General features: G+C 72.5%; 12 protein-coding genes. 1 reads left to right on the forward strand and 11 read right to left on the reverse strand.

The features are described from left to right. Positions 1–11 precede the first annotated feature (11 nt). Positions 12–1,097 (reverse strand): helix-turn-helix transcriptional regulator, encoded by a 1,086-nt coding sequence (locus IE106_RS03790; RefSeq protein WP_189529998.1) that lies wholly within the window; start codon positions 1,095–1,097, stop codon positions 12–14. Between the two features lie 256 nt (positions 1,098–1,353). Here IE106_RS03790 and IE106_RS03795 point away from each other — a divergent pair, with 256 nt between their 5' ends. Beyond that, on the forward strand, positions 1,354–1,896 hold the full coding sequence (locus IE106_RS03795; RefSeq protein ID WP_189529765.1) for a hypothetical protein: 543 nt from the start codon (positions 1,354–1,356) through the stop codon (positions 1,894–1,896). Between the two features lie 80 nt (positions 1,897–1,976). On the opposite strand, the gene nuoN is transcribed toward IE106_RS03795, so the two are convergent. The 10 genes from nuoN to nuoE are packed head-to-tail and all read right to left on the reverse strand — an operon-like array spanning position 1,977 to position 14,995. After that, positions 1,977–3,626 (reverse strand): NADH-quinone oxidoreductase subunit NuoN, encoded by a 1,650-nt coding sequence (gene nuoN, locus IE106_RS03800; RefSeq protein WP_189529766.1) that lies wholly within the window; start codon positions 3,624–3,626, stop codon positions 1,977–1,979. Further along, positions 3,623–5,194, reverse strand: a complete 1,572-nt coding sequence (locus IE106_RS03805) for an NADH-quinone oxidoreductase subunit M (RefSeq protein ID WP_189529767.1) — start codon at positions 5,192–5,194, stop codon at positions 3,623–3,625. The genes nuoN and IE106_RS03805 overlap by 4 nt, the downstream gene beginning before the upstream one ends. 5 nt (positions 5,195–5,199) lie before the next feature. Next, positions 5,200–7,140, reverse strand: coding sequence for an NADH-quinone oxidoreductase subunit L (gene nuoL / locus IE106_RS03810; protein ID WP_189529768.1), 1,941 nt, complete (start codon positions 7,138–7,140; stop codon positions 5,200–5,202). A gap of 14 nt (positions 7,141–7,154) precedes the next feature. Then, entirely contained in the window at positions 7,155–7,454 is a 300-nt protein-coding gene (gene nuoK, locus IE106_RS03815) for an NADH-quinone oxidoreductase subunit NuoK (RefSeq protein ID WP_189529769.1), read from the reverse strand. Beyond that, complete coding sequence (locus IE106_RS03820; protein ID WP_189529770.1) at positions 7,451–8,278, reverse strand: NADH-quinone oxidoreductase subunit J; 828 nt, start codon at positions 8,276–8,278, stop codon at positions 7,451–7,453. Before IE106_RS03820 ends, nuoK begins: the two co-directional genes overlap by 4 nt. Continuing rightward, positions 8,275–8,928, reverse strand: coding sequence for an NADH-quinone oxidoreductase subunit NuoI (gene nuoI, locus IE106_RS03825; protein WP_189529771.1), 654 nt, complete (start codon positions 8,926–8,928; stop codon positions 8,275–8,277). The genes IE106_RS03820 and nuoI overlap by 4 nt, the downstream gene beginning before the upstream one ends. Next, on the reverse strand, positions 8,918–10,285 hold the full coding sequence (gene nuoH / locus IE106_RS03830) for an NADH-quinone oxidoreductase subunit NuoH (protein ID WP_189529772.1): 1,368 nt from the start codon (positions 10,283–10,285) through the stop codon (positions 8,918–8,920). The genes nuoI and nuoH overlap by 11 nt, the downstream gene beginning before the upstream one ends. Beyond that, positions 10,282–12,810, reverse strand: a complete 2,529-nt coding sequence (locus IE106_RS03835) for an NADH-quinone oxidoreductase subunit G (RefSeq protein WP_189529773.1) — start codon at positions 12,808–12,810, stop codon at positions 10,282–10,284. The genes nuoH and IE106_RS03835 overlap by 4 nt, the downstream gene beginning before the upstream one ends. Next, the gene (gene nuoF, locus IE106_RS03840; protein ID WP_189529774.1) at positions 12,807–14,156 is read right to left on the reverse strand and encodes an NADH-quinone oxidoreductase subunit NuoF; all 1,350 of its coding nucleotides are present in this window, start codon (positions 14,154–14,156) and stop codon (positions 12,807–12,809) included. The genes IE106_RS03835 and nuoF overlap by 4 nt, the downstream gene beginning before the upstream one ends. After that, complete coding sequence (nuoE, locus tag IE106_RS03845) at positions 14,156–14,995, reverse strand: NADH-quinone oxidoreductase subunit NuoE (protein ID WP_189530000.1); 840 nt, start codon at positions 14,993–14,995, stop codon at positions 14,156–14,158. The genes nuoF and nuoE overlap by 1 nt, the downstream gene beginning before the upstream one ends. Positions 14,996–15,011: the final 16 nt, after the last annotated feature.

The raw sequence follows: 15,011 nt of genomic DNA on the forward strand, positions 1-15,011 counted from the left end.
CGGCACCGAACCTACGCACGCCGCCGCGGGCGGGCGATGGACTGGACGCGGTCGTCGTGGTGAATATCGCGGGCCCTCCCCCGGCCCTCCACCCGACCGCCCTCCGCACCACCGCCCTCCGTCCGGCCGTCCCCCGCGCCGCCGCCCTCCGTCCGGCCGTCCCCCGCGCCGCCGTCCTGCGGGGCCGCTCCCCCGCCGCGCACCTCGGCACCGCGCCGGAAGTCGCCGGGGCTGGCGCCGGTCTCGCGGCGGAAGAAGCGGCAGAAGTACGCGGCGTCGTCGAAGCCGACCCGGCCCGCCACCTGGCGGACGGTCAGTTCGGTGCGGGCGAGGAGCCGCTTCGCCTCGTGGGCGCGGGCTTCCCGGACCAGCTGTCCCGGAGTACGGCCGGTCGCGGCCTTGACGGCGTCGGCGAGGTGGCCGGGGGTGACGCCGATGCGCGCGGCGCAGGCCCCCACCGACCACAGGGCCGGGTCGCCGCCGCCGATCAGCCGCGTGAACTCCTCGGCGACGGCGCCCGGCCGGGTGCCGGGCCGGTCGTGGGCGGCGGACCCGACGCCGTACAGCCGCGACGCGCGGACGACGAGGACGTGCAGCAGGGCGCGCAGCACGGACGGGCAGCCGTCGGCGCCGCGGGCGTACTCGTCGTGGAGGTCGGCGAGCAGCCGCCCGGCCTGGCCGGCGGACCGCTCGTCGAGGGTGGGCCAGGGCCGCTCGGCGAGGAGGCGCAGCAGGGCGCGGTCGCCGGGGTGGTCGAGCAGGAAGTCCTCGGTGAACAGGACGACGGAGCCGTCCACCCCGGCCGCGTCCTCCCAGTGGTGGACCTGGCCGGGCACGAGGAAGCCCAGGTGGGGCGGGCGCAGCGGCCAGTGGGCGAGGTCGGTCACGTGGACGCCGCGCCCGTCGGTGACGTGCACGATCTCGTAGAAGGTGTGCCGGTGCGGGAAGGCCGCCCGGGCCATCGGGCCGATCGTGTCGAACGTGCCGATCGCGAACGGCACCGCGTCGGCCACGGGGACCTCCAGGCGGTGCATCGGCAGCGCCCCCGGCCGCCCGGCCACGTCGTCGTCCCCGGACAAGACCGTCGTGCCGCGCATCGCGTCCGCGCCCCTCCTCGTCGCCGCCGCGGCGGACCGTGGTGCCCCGCGGCCCGCCGACTGGTCTGAACCAGTCACCCAGGGCACCATGCCACGGCCGTGCCCCCCGGGACAGAGCGCTTTCCGCCCTATGGCCGTCTCCGGGTGCGGGCGGGGGCGGCGCGGCACATGCTGCTGGGGGCGGGACGAGGAGAGGGCCCGCCCGGACCCGCGGGTGCCCGAGAACGCCCGCCCTCCGTCCCCCGAGGAGCACCGCATGAACCCGAAAGGGCCCCTGTCCGCCGTCGCCGTCGCCGCCCTCGTCCCCCTGACGCTCCTGGCGGGTCCCGCCCCCGCGGCGGCCGCCCCCGACGACGACGCCGTGCGCGCCGACCTGAGGAAGGCGTACAGCGCGACGCAGAAGTACCACCGGGTCGAACGGGCCGTCGCCGACGGCTACCTGCCCCTGCGCGGCTGCATCGCCCGCGCCGGGGAGGGCGGCATGGGGTACCACTACGTCAACAAGGCGTACAACAACACCACCGACCCGACGAAGCCCGCCGCCCTCATGTACGAGAAGTCCGAGGACGGGATGCTGCGGCTGGTCGGGGTGGAGTGGTTCGTCGAGGACGCCGACCAGGACCTGACGACCGACGACGACCGGCCGACGATGTTCGGCCAGCCCTTCCTCGGGCCGTCGCCCGGGGTCGAGGCCGGCGTGCGGGCCCACTACGACCTGCACGTCTGGCTCCACAAGCCCAACCCGAAGGGGATGTTCCACGAGTGGAACCCCGACGTGCGCTGCCCCGCGGAGGGCTGAGCCGCGCGCGACGCGGCCGGGCGGGGTGCGCCACCGCACCCCGCCCGGCCGTGTCGTACGCGCGCCCGGTACGCCTCCGGCTACCGGACGAACACCCCCGCCTGGCCCGCGAGGTCCAGGAAGTACTGGGGGGCGAGGCCCAGCACCAGCGTCACCGCGACGCCCACGCCGATCGCCGTCGTCGTCAGCGGCGACGGCACGGCGACGGTCGGGCCCTCCGGGTGCGGCTCGCTGAAGAACATCAGCACGATGACTCGGATGTAGAAGAACGCGGCGATCGCCGACGCGATCACGCCGACCACCACCAGCACGCCCGCGCCGCCCTCGGCCGCCGCCTTGAAGACGGCGAACTTGCCGGAGAAGCCGGATGTCAGCGGGATGCCGGCGAAGGCCAGCAGGAACACCGCGAACACCGCCGCCACCAGCGGCGAGCGCCGTCCCAGGCCCGCCCACTTGGACAGGTGCGTCGCCTCGCCGCCCGCGTCCCGCACCAGCGTGACCACCGCGAACGCGCCGACCGTCACGAAGGAGTACGCCGCCAGGTAGAACAGCGTCGACGAGACCCCGTCCGGCGTCGCGGCGATGACGCCCGCCAGGATGAACCCGGCGTGGGCGATCGACGAGTAGGCGAGGAGCCGCTTGATGTCGGTCTGCGTGATCGCGACGATCGCGCCGGCCAGCATCGTGACGATGGCGACGCCCCACATGACGGGCCGCCAGTCCCAGCGCAGACCCGGCAGGACCACGTAGAGCAGGCGCAGCATCGCGCCGAACGCCGCGACCTTGGTGGCCGCCGCCATGAAGCCGGTGACGGGGGTCGGGGCGCCCTGATAGACGTCCGGCGTCCACATGTGGAACGGCACGGCGCCCACCTTGAACAGCAGACCCATCAGCACCATCGCGAAACCGATGAGCAGCAGCACGTCGTTGCTCATGGTCGCCGCGAGCGCCGGGTCGACCGTGCCGACCGCGCCGTCCACGACGTCCGCGATCCGGGCGTACGAGACGGAGCCCGCGTAGCCGTACAGCAGGGCGATGCCGAACAGCAGGAACGCGGAGGCGAACGCGCCGAGCAGGAAGTACTTGACCGCGGCCTCCTGCGACATCATCCGCTTGCGGCGGGCGACGGCGCACAGCAGGTACAGCGGCAGCGAGAAGACCTCCAGCGCGATGAAGAGCGTCAGCAGGTCGTTGGCGGCCGGGAAGACGAGCATGCCCGTGATGGCGAACAGCACCAGCGGGAACACCTCGGTGGTGGTGAACCCGGCCTTGACCGCGGCCTTCTCGTGGTCGCTGCCCGGCACGGCGGCGGCCTCGGCGGCGAACGAGTCGACGCGGTGGCCGTGGTGGGCCGGGTCGAGCCGCCGCTCGGCGAAGGTGAACACCGCGACGAGCGAGGTCAGCAGGATCGTGCCCTGCAGGAACAGCGCCGGCCCGTCGACGGCGATGGCGCCCATCGCGGAGATCTGCGCCTTCGTCGTGGCGTGCCCGCTGAGGGCGAGGCCGACGACCGCGGCGAACGCGCAGGCCAGCGCCACACCGCTGAGGAAGAGCTGCGTGTGGTACCGGGCGCGGCGCGGGACGACGGCCTCCACGAGGACGCCGAGCACCGCCGCGCCGACCACGATGAGGACCGGGGCCAGCTGGACGTACTCGATCTCCGGCGTGGGGATCTCACCGAGCGGCTCGGCGGCCGCCGTCCACAGGCTGTGGAAGTCCGTAGTGCTCACTTGGCCGCCTCCACATCGGGCCGGGGGTCCTTCTGCTGTACGTCGGACATGGTGTGCCGCACCGCCGGGTTGACGATGTCGGTGAGCGGCTTCGGGTAGACGCCGAGGAGGAGCAGCAGCGCGATCAGCGGGGCCACCACGGCCAGCTCGCGCGGCCGCAGGTCGGGCATGGCCCGGACCTCCTCCTTCACCGGGCCGGTCATCGTCCGCTGGTACAGCACCAGCGTGTAGAGCGCGGCCAGGACGATGCCGGTGGTGGCGACGACGCCCGCGACCGGGTACCGGGCGAACGTGCCGACCAGGACCAGGAACTCGCTGACGAACGGCGCGAGGCCGGGCAGCGAGAGCGTGGCCAGGCCGCCGACGAGGAACGTGCCCGCCAGGACCGGGGCGACCTTCTGCACGCCGCCGTAGTCCGCGATCAGGCGCGAGCCGCGCCGCGAGATCAGGAAGCCGGCGACCAGCATCAGCGCGGCCGTCGAGATGCCGTGGTTGACCATGTAGAGCGTGGCGCCGCTCTGCCCCTGGCTGGTCATCGCGAAGATCCCGAGGACGATGAAGCCGAAGTGGGAGATCGACGCGTACGCGATCAGGCGCTTGATGTCCCGCTGGCCGACCGCGAGCAGCGCCCCGTACACGATGCTGACCAGGGCGAGGACGATGATCACGGGCGTGGCCCACCGCGACGCCTCCGGGAACAGGCCGAGGCAGAAGCGGAGCATCGCGAACGTGCCGACCTTGTCGACGACGGCCGTGATGAGCACCGCGACCGGTGCCGTGGCCTCGCCCATCGCGTTGGGCAGCCAGGTGTGCAGCGGCCACAGCGGGGCCTTCACGGCGAACGCGAAGAAGAAGCCGAGGAACAGCAGCCGCTCCGTGTTCGTCGCCATGTCCAGCTCGCCGCTCGCCCGGGCGGCGGCGATCTCGGTGAGCGAGAAGTTCCCCGCGACGACGTACAGCCCGATCACCGCGGCGAGCATGACGAGCCCGCCGGCCAGGTTGTAGAGCAGGAACTTCACCGCGGCGTACGACCGCTGGGCGGCCGCCCTGTCGTCGCCGCCCGCGTGGGCGCGGTCCCCGAAGCCGCCGATGAGGAAGTACATCGGGATGAGCATGGCCTCGAAGAGGACGTAGAAGAGGAAGACGTCGGTGGCCTCGAAGGAGAGGATCACCATCGCCTCGACCATGAGGATCAGGGCGAAGAAGCCTTGGGTGGGCCGCCACCGCTTCGAGTGGGTCTCCAGGGGGTCGGCGTCGTGCCAACCGGCGAGGACGACGAACGGCACGAGCAGCGCGGTGAGCGCGATCAGCGCCACGCCGATGCCGTCCACGCCCAGCTCGTACCGCACCCCGAAGTCCTTGATCCAGGCGTGCGACTCGGTGAGCTGGTACCGGTCGCCGCCGGGGTCGAAGCGGACCATGACGGCCACCGCGAGCGCGAGCGTGCCGAGCGAGAACAGCAGCGCCAGCCACTTGGCGGTGGTGCGCCGGGCGGCCGGGACGGCGGCGGTGACGATCGCACCGGCCGCCGGCAGCGCCGCCGCCGCGGTCAGGAGGGGAAAGGACATCGCGGTCACACCGCCCTCATCAGCAGGGTCGCGGCGATCAGCACCGCAGCACCTCCGAACATCGAGACCGCATAGGAGCGGGCAAAGCCGTTCTGCAGCTTGCGCATCCGGCCGGAGAGACCGCCCATCGCCGCCGCCGTGCCGTTGACGACGCCGTCGACGAGGGAGTGGTCGACGTAGACCAGCGAGCGGGTGAGGTGCTCGCCGCCGCGCACGAGGACCACGTGGTTGAAGTCGTCCTGGAGGAGGTCGCGGCGGGCCGCCCGGGTGAGCAGCGAGCCGCGCGGCGCGACCACGGGCACGGGCCTGCGCCCGTACTGCGCGTACGCGATGCCGACGCCGATCAGCAGGACGACGACCGTCGCCGTGGTGACGACCGCGGCGCTGACCGGCGGGTGGCCGTGCTGGAAGTCCGTGACGGGCTCCAGCCAGTGCACGAACGCGCTGTTCAGCGAGAACAGCCCGCCCGCGAAGACCGACCCGAAGGCCAGCAGGATCATCGGGACGGTCATGGACTTCGGGGACTCGTGCGGGTGCGGCATCTCGCCGGGCGCCGCCTCGACGCCCGGTTCGACCCCGGCCGTCGTGTCCGGGTCGGGCGCGGGCTGCCAGCGCTTCTCACCGAAGAACGTCATGATCATCACGCGGGTCATGTAGTACGCGGTGATCCCGGCGCCGAGCAGGGTGACCGCGCCGAGGATCCAGCCCTCGGTGCCGCCCTTCGCGAACGCCGCCTCGATGATCTTGTCCTTGGACCAGAAGCCCGACAGGCCGGGGAAGCCGATGATCGCCAGGTAGCCGAGGCCGAACGTCACGAACGTGACGGGCATGTACGTCCGCAGGCCGCCGTACTTGCGCATGTCGACCTCGTCGTTCATGCCGTGCATGACTGATCCGGCCCCGAGGAACAGGCCGGCCTTGAAGAAGCCGTGCGTCACCAGGTGCATGATCGCGAAGGCGTAGCCGATCGGGCCGAGGCCGGCCGCGAGGATCATGTAGCCGATCTGCGACATCGTCGAACCGGCGAGGGCCTTCTTGATGTCGTCCTTCGCGCAACCGACGATCGCACCGAAGAGGAGCGTGACCGCGCCGACCACCACGACGGCGAGCTGCGCGTCCGGCGCCGCGTTGAAGATCGCGCCGGAACGGGTGATCAGGTACACGCCGGCCGTCACCATCGTCGCCGCGTGGATGAGCGCCGACACCGGGGTCGGGCCCTCCATCGCGTCGCCGAGCCAGGACTGCAGCGGCACCTGCGCGGACTTGCCGCACGCGGCGAGCAGCAGCATCAGCCCGATCGCCGTCAGCATGCCCTCGGACGCCTCCCCCGCCGAGCCGAGCACCGGCCCGAAGGCGAACGTCCCGAACGTGGTGAACATCAGCATGATCGCGACGGAGAGGCCGATGTCGCCGACGCGGTTGACCAGGAACGCCTTCTTCGCGGCCGTCGCCGCGCTCGGCTTGTGCTGCCAGAACCCGATCAGCAGGTACGAGGCGAGGCCCACGCCCTCCCAGCCGAAGTACAGCAGCAGGTAGTTGTCGGCGATGACGAGCAGCAGCATCGCCGCGAGGAACAGGTTCAGGTAGCCGAAGAAGCGGCGGCGGCGCTCGTCGTGCTCCATGTACCCGATGGAGTAGACGTGGATGAGCGTGCCGACACCGGTGATGAGCAGGACGAACGTCATCGACAGCTGGTCCAGCTGGAAGGCGACGTCCGCCTGGAAGCCCTCGACCGGCACCCAGCTGAACAACCGCTGGTGCACGGCCCGTTCCTCCGGGCCCTTCCCCAGCATGTCGGCGAAGAGGACCACGCCGACGACGAAGGAGGCGGCGGCCAGCAGCGTGCCGAGCCAGTGCCCGGCCTTGTCCAGCCGCCGGCCGCCGCACAGCAGGACGGCCGCTCCGAGCAGGGGCGCCGCGACGAGCAGCGCGATCAGGTTCTCCACGATTCAGCGACCCCTTACAGCTTCATCAGGCTGGCGTCGTCGACCGAGGCCGAATGGCGGGCACGGAACAGGGACACGATGATCGCCAGCCCGACCACGACCTCCGCGGCGGCGACGACCATCGTGAAGAAGGCGATGATCTGGCCGTCCAGGTTGCCGTGCATCCGGGAGAACGCGACCAGCGCCAGGTTGCAGGCGTTGAGCATCAGCTCCACGCACATGAACAAGATGATCGCGTTGCGCCTGATCAGCACCCCGGCCGCGCCGATGGTGAACAACAAGGCGGCGAGATACAGGTAGTTGACGGGATTCACTTGGCCGCCTCCTCTCCGTCCCGCCGGCGGCCCAGCCGCTCCTCGGAACGCTGCTCCAGCGCCCGCAGGTCCTCCAGCGCCTGCGTCGAGACGTCGCGGACCTGACCGCGCGCCCGCAGCGTGCGGTTCACGGTCAGCTCGGACGGGGTGCCGTCCGGCAGCAGGCCGGCGATGTCCACGGCGTTGTGCCGGGCGTACACGCCGGGTGCCGGCAGCGGCGGGAGCTGCTTGCCCTCGCGCACCCGCTGCTCCGACAGCTCCCGCTGCGTGCGGGCCCGCTCGGTGCGCTCCCGGTGCGTCAGCACCATCGCGCCGACCGCGGCCGTGATGAGCAGCGCGCCCGTGATCTCGAAGGCGAAGACGTACTTGGTGAACAGCAGCGCCGCCAGGCCCTCGACGTTGCCGCCGGCGTTCGCCGCGCCCAGTCCGTTGAAGGTGTCCAGCGAGGCGCGGCCGATGCCGGCGACCAGCAGCGCGCCGAAGCCCAGCCCGCACAGCAGGGCCAGCCAGCGCTGGCCCTTGATGGTCTCCTTCAGCGAGTCGGCGGCGGTCACGCCGACGAGCATCACGACGAAGAGGAACAGCATCATGATCGCGCCCGTGTAGACCACGACCTGCACGACGCCCAGGAAGTACGCGCCGTTGGCGAGGTAGAAGACCGCCAGGATGATCATGGTCCCGGCCAGGCACAGCGCGCTGTGCACGGCCTTGCGCATCAGTACGGTGCACAGCGCGCCGATCACCGCGACCGTGCCGAGCAGCCAGAACTGCACGGCCTCACCGGTCGAGGTGGTGGAGGCGGCGGCCAGCGTGCTCGCGGTCATGCCCCGACCACCTTCCCGGACGCGGGCTCGTTCCCGCCGAAGTCCGACGCGGCCTCCTGCGGGGGCTGCTCGCCCTTGCCGGCCGCGACCTGCCGGACCGTGCCCGGCGCCGCCTCGTGCACCAGGCCCCGGTAGTAGTCCTGCTCGTCCATCCCCGGGTGGATGGCGTGGGGCGTGTCGACCATGCCCTCCGTCAGGCCCGCGAGGAGCTGCTCCTTGGTGTAGATCAGGTTCTCGCGGGAGCTGTCGGCGAGCTCGAACTCGTTCGTCATCGTCAGCGCGCGCGTCGGGCACGCCTCGATGCACAGCCCGCACAGGATGCAGCGGGCGTAGTTGATCTGGTAGACGCGGCCGTACCGCTCGCCGGGCGAGTAGCGCTCCTCGTCGGTGTTGTCCGCGCCCTCCACGTAGATGGCGTCGGCGGGACACGCCCAGGCGCACAGCTCGCAGCCGACGCACTTCTCCAGCCCGTCCGGGTGGCGGTTGAGCTGGTGCCTGCCGTGGAAGCGGGGCGCCGTCGTCTTCCGCTGCTCCGGGTACTGCTCCGTCAGCCGCTTCTTGAACATGGCCTTGAAGGTCACGCCGAAGCCGGCCACCGGGTTCTGGAAGGGGGTCCGTGGGGTGTCCCCCCGGGATGACTCAGTAGACACCGTCCGTCTCCTTTCCGTCGCCCGCCGTGTCCGCCGGGCCGCTGGCAATCAACTCGCGCTCACCGCGCGGCCGTCGCCGGGGTACCGGCGGGAGGGTCTGCCCGGGCAGCGGCGGCACCGGGAACCCGCCGGCCATCGGGTCGAACCGGCCGGCCTCCGCGTCGTCCCCGGAGCCCTCCTCGGCCTCCGCCCGCCGCTCGCGGAACATGTCGGCGACGAAGGACAGCAGCAGCACCGCCAGGACCGCGGCGGCGACGTACAGCACGATCGACTGGAACGCGACGTTCTCGTTGCGCAGGGCCCGCACGGTCGCGACGAGCATCAGCCAGACGACCGAGACGGGGATGAGGACCTTCCAGCCGAGCTTCATCAGCTGGTCGTAGCGGACCCGGGGCAGCGTGCCGCGCAGCCACACGAAGAGGAACAGCAGGGCCACGACCTTGCCGACGAACCAGAGCATCGGCCACCAGCCGTGGTTGGCGCCCTCCCACAGCCCCGAGATCGGGTACGGGGCGCGCCAGCCGCCCAGGAAGAGGGTGACCGAGACGACCGAGACGGTGACCATGTTGATGTACTCGGCCAGCATGAACATCGCGAACTTGATCGAGCTGTACTCGGTGTTGAAGCCGCCGACCAGGTCGCCCTCGGACTCCGGCATGTCGAACGGGGCCCGGTTGGTCTCGCCGACCATCGTCACCATGTAGATCAGGAACGACACCGGCAGCAGCACCACGAACCAGCGGTCCGCCTGCGCGTCGACGATCGCCGAGGTCGACATGGACCCGGAGTAGAGGAAGACGGAGGCGAAGGCCGCGCCCATCGCGATCTCGTACGAGATCATCTGCGCGCACGCGCGGAGCCCGCCGAGCAGCGGGTACGTCGAGCCGGACGACCAGCCGGCGAGGACGATGCCGTAGATGCCGACGGAGGCGACCGCGAGGATGTACAGCATCGCGATCGGCAGGTCGGTCAGCTGCATCGTGGTGCGCTGGCCGAGGATCGAGACCTCGTTGCCCGCCGGCCCGAAGGGGATCACGGCGATCGCCATGAAGGCGGGGACGGCGGCGACGATCGGGGCGAGGACGTAGACGACCTTGTCCGCCCGCTTGACGACGACGTCCTCCTTCAGCATCAGCTTGACGCCGTCCGCGAGGGACTGGAGGAGGCCCCAGGGGCCGTGCCGGTTCGGGCCGATGCGCAGCTGCATCCACGCGACGACCTTGCGCTCCATCACGATGGAGACCAGCACGGTGACCATGAGGAAGGCGAAGCAGAAGACCGCCTTGAGCACCACGAGCCACCAGGGGTCGCGGCCGAACATGGAGAGGTCCTCGGCCGCGAGGAGGGCCGGGTTCATGCGCGCACCTCCGAGGGGTCCGTCGAGTCCGGTGAGTGGGGGGCGGCCGGCGCGGCCGGGGAGCCGGCCTCCGGGGCGATGCGGACCAGGCGGCCGGGGAGCGTGCCCAGGTCGGACAGGACGCCGCCGCCGGTCGAGTGGAGCGGCAGCCACACCACCCGGTCGGGCATCTCGGTCACCCGCAGCGGCAGCCGCACGGACCCGGCCGGGCCGGTGACCCTGAGCAGGTCGCCGTCCTTGACGCCGGTCTCCGCGGCCGTGGCGGGCGACAGCCGGGCGAGCGCGGCGTGCCGGGTGCCGGCGAGCGCCTCGTCGCCCTCCTGGAGGCGGCCCAGGTCGAGCAGCATCCGGTGGCCGGCCAGGACGGCCTCGCCCTCACCGGCGCGGGGCAGCGGCAGCCGGGCCTCGGCGGGGTCGGCGGCCCGCTCGCCGTCCCAGGCGCCGAGCCGGTCCATCTCGCGCCGCACGGTCCGCAGGTCGGGCAGGCCGAGGTGCACGTCCATGGCGTCCGCGAGCATGTGCAGGACGCGCGCGTCGGCCGGCGGCAGCGCCTTCGTCATGTGCTCGGGCTTCAGCGCCGCCTCGAACATCCGGACCCGCCCCTCCCAGTCGAGGAACGTGCCGGCCTTCTCCGCGACCGCCGCGACCGGGAGGACCACGTCGGCCCGCTCGGTGACCTCGCCGGGCCGCAGCTCCAGCGACACCACGAACGCCGCGTCGAGCGCCTCACGCGCGCGCTGCGGGTCCGGCAGGTCCGCCACGTCGACGCCGCCGACGAGCAGCGCGCCCAGCTCGCCGGTCGCGGCGGCCTCCACGATCTGGCCGGTGTCGCGCCCGTAGCGGTGCGGCAGTTCCCGCACGCCCCAGGCCGTCGCCGTCTCCTCGCGGGCCCGCGGGTCGGTGGCCGGGCGGCCGCCGGGCAGCAGCGACGGGAGGGCGCCCGCCCAGGCCGCGCCGCGCTCGCCGGCCCGGCGCGGGATCCACACCAGGTGGGCGCCGGTCGCGGTGGCGGCCCGTACGGCGGCGGTCAGCGCGCCCGGCACGCCCGCGAGGCGCTCGCCGACGAGGATGACGGCACCCTGCGCGCGCAGGGCCTGGGCCGCCGCCGCGCCCGGACCGTCGAGGTCGGTGCCGGCCGCGAGGGCGTCCAGCCACTCGGTCTCCGTGCCGGGCGCGGCGGGCAGCAGCGTGCCGCCCGCCTTCTCCAGGCCGCGGGTGGCGTACGGGGCGACGGCGTAGGTGCGCTGGCCGTGCTTGCGCCACGCCTTGCGCAGCCGCAGGAAGACGCCGGGCGCCTCCTCCTCGGCCTCGAACCCGACGAGCAGCACCGCGGGCGCCTTCTCCAGCGTGCCGTACGTGACGCCGCCGCCGTCCAGGTCGCGGCCGTGGCCGGCGACCCGGGCGGCCAGGAAGTCGGCCTCCTCGCCGCTGTGCACCCGCGCGCGGAAGTCGACGTCGTTGGTGTCGAGCGCCACGCGCGCGAACTTGGCGTACGCGTAGGCGTCCTCCACCGTGAGCCGGCCGCCGGTGAGGACGCCGGTGCGGCCCCGGACCAGGCCGCGCGCCGCCGCCTGGAGCGCCTCCGGCCACGACGCGGGCCGCAGGGCGCCGTCGCCGCCGCGCACGAGGGGCGTGGTGAGGCGGTCCCGCTGCTGCGCGTACCGGAACGCGAAGCGCCCCTTGTCGCACAGCCACTCCTCGTTGACCTCCGGGTCGTTGGCGGCGAGCCGCCGCATGACCTTGCCGCGCCGGTGGTCGGTGCGGGTGGCGCAGCCGCCGGCGCAGTGCTCGCACACGGACGGGCTGGAGACCAGGTCGAAGGGGCGGGAGCGGAACCGGTACGCGGCGGAGGTGAGCGCGCCGACCGGGCAGATCTGGATGGTGTTGCCGGAGAAGTACGACTCGAACGGGTCGCCCTCGCCGGTGCCGACCTGCTGGAGGGCGCCGCGCTCGACCAGCTCGATCATCGGGTCGCCGGCGATCTGCTGGGAGAAGCGGGTGCAGCGGGCGCACAGCACGCACCGCTCGCGGTCGAGGAGGACCTGCGTGGAGATCGGGACGGGCTTCTCGTAGGTGCGCTTGCGGCCCTCGAAGCGGGACTCGGCCCGGCCGTGCGAGACGGCCTGGTTCTGCAGCGGGCACTCGCCGCCCTTGTCGCAGACGGGGCAGTCCAGGGGGTGGTTGATGAGCAGCAGCTCCATCACCCCGACCTGGGCCTTCTCGGCGACCGGGGAGGTGAGCTGGGTCCTCACCACCATGCCGTCCGTGCACGTGATCGTGCACGAGGCCATCGGCTTGCGCTGGCCCTCGACCTCGACGATGCACTGGCGGCAGGCGCCGGCCGGGTCGAGGAGGGGGTGGTCGCAGAACCGGGGGATCTCGATGCCGAGCTGCTCGGCGGCCCGGATGACCAGCGTCCCCTTGGGGACGGAGACCTCGATGCCGTCGACGGTCAGCGTGACCAGGTCCTCCGGCGGCACCGGGGCGGCCCCGCCGCCGGCGGGGTTCGATGCCATGACGGTCATGCCGTCACCTCCACGTGGTTGTCCGCCCAGGCGGTCGACCTGGCCGGGTCGAAGGGGCAGCCCCTGCCGGTGATGTGCTCCTCGTACTCCTCGCGGAAGTACTTCAGGGAGGAGAAGATCGGCGAGGCGGCGCCGTCGCCGAGGGCGCAGAACGACTTGCCGTTGATGTTGTCGGCGATGTCGGCGAGCTTGTCGAGGTCGGAGGGCCTGCCCTTGCCCGCCTCGATGTCGCGCAGCAGCTGCACCAGCCAGTACGTGCCCTCGCGGCAGGGGGTGCACTTGCCGCAGGACTCGTGGGCGTAGAACTCGGTCCAGCGGGTCACGGCGCGCACCACGCAGGTCGTCTCGTCGAAGCACTGGAGCGCCTTGGTGCCGAGCATGGACCCGGCGGCGCCGACGCCCTCGTAGTCGAGGGGCACGTCGAGGTGCTCGTCGGTGAACATCGGCGTCGACGAGCCGCCCGGCGTCCAGAACTTGAGGCGGTGGCCGGGCCGCATGCCGCCGCTCATGTCGAGCAGCTGGCGCAGCGTGATGCCGAGGGGGGCCTCGTACTGGCCGGGGGCGGCGACGTGCCCGCTCAGCGAGTACAGCGTGAAGCCGGGGGACTTCTCGCTGCCCATCGAACGGAACCAGTCCTTGCCCCGGTGGAGGATGGCGGGGACCGACGCGATGGACTCGACGTTGTTCACCACGGTGGGGCAGGCGTACAGGCCGGCGACGGCGGGGAAGGGGGGCCGCAGCCGGGGCTGGCCGCGGCGGCCCTCCAGCGAGTCGAGCAGGGCGGTCTCCTCGCCGCAGATGTACGCGCCGGCTCCGGCGTGCACGGTCAGTTCGAGGTCCAGCCCGCTGCCGAGGACGTCCCGGCCGAGGTAGCCCGCCTCGTACGCCTCGCGGACGGCCTCGTGGAGGCGGCGCAGGACGGGGACGACCTCGCCGCGCAGGTAGACGAAGGCGTGCGAGGACCTGATCGCGTAGCAGGCGATCACGATGCCCTCGATGAGCGCGTGCGGGTTGGCGAAGAGGAGGGGGATGTCCTTGCAGGTGCCGGGCTCCGACTCGTCGGCGTTGACCACGAGGTAGTGCGGCTTGCCGTCGCCCTGCGGGATGAACTGCCACTTCATCCCGGTGGGGAAGCCCGCGCCGCCGCGGCCGCGCAGGCCGGACTCCTTGACGTACGCGATGACCTCGTCGGGCGTCATCGCGAGGGCCTTGCGCAGCCCTTCGTACCCCTCGTGGCGCCGGTAGGTGTCCAGGCTCCAGGGACGGGGGTCGTCCCAGAAGGCCGACAGGACCGGTGAGAGCAGCTTCTCGGGGCTGGTCTCCCCGATGGCGGGTGCCAAGGTCATCACTCCCCCTCCTCACTGACCGGGCCCGCTGGGTGCTTCGGGTCGGACGCGGAGGTCTGTTGTGGTGCGTCGTGCGAGCTGAGGTGGCCGGAGCCCGCGATGGGCCGGTCGTGGGGCGCCCGGTCCCGGGGGGGCTCCTCGGCCGTCTCGCCGCGCGGGTGGACGACGCGCGGCGGGAGGGCCTCGCCCTTGGCGAGCTTCAGGCCGATGAGGGAGGCCGGTCCCGCGCCGCCGCCGGCCTCGACCGCGCCGGGCCTCGTGTCGGGGAAGCCGGCGAGGATGCGGGCGGTCTCCCGGAACGTGCACAGGGGGGCGCCGCGGGTCGGGGTGACGGGGCGGCCGGCGCGCAGGTCGTCCACGAGGCGCTTGGCGCTCTCGGGCGTCTGGTTGTCGAAGAACTCCCAGTTGACCATCACGACGGGCGCGAAGTCGCAGGCGGCGTTGCACTCGATGTGTTCGAGGGTGACCTTGCCGTCCTCGGTGGTCTCCTTGTTCCCGACGCCGAGGTGCTGCTTGAGCTCCTCGAAGATGGCGTCGCCGCCCATGACGGCGCAGAGCGTGTTGGTGCAGACGCCGACCTGGTAGTCGCCGCTCGGCTTGCGCCGGTACATCGTGTAGAAGGTGGCGACGGCGGTGACCTCGGCGGTGGTCAGCCCCAGCACCTCGGCGCAGAAGCGCATGCCGGTGCGGGTGACGTGCCCCTCCTCGGACTGCACCAGGTGCAGCAGCGGCAGCAGCGCGGAGCGCGAGTCCGGGTAGCGGGCGATCACCTCCCGGGCGTCCGCTTCGAGCCGGGCGCGCACGTCGGCGGGGTAGTCGGGGGCGGGGAGCTCGGGCATCCCCAGCTGGACGTCG

This window comes from Streptomyces roseolilacinus (assembly GCF_014649335.1).
GTDB lineage: Bacteria > Actinomycetota > Actinomycetes > Streptomycetales > Streptomycetaceae > Streptomyces > Streptomyces roseolilacinus.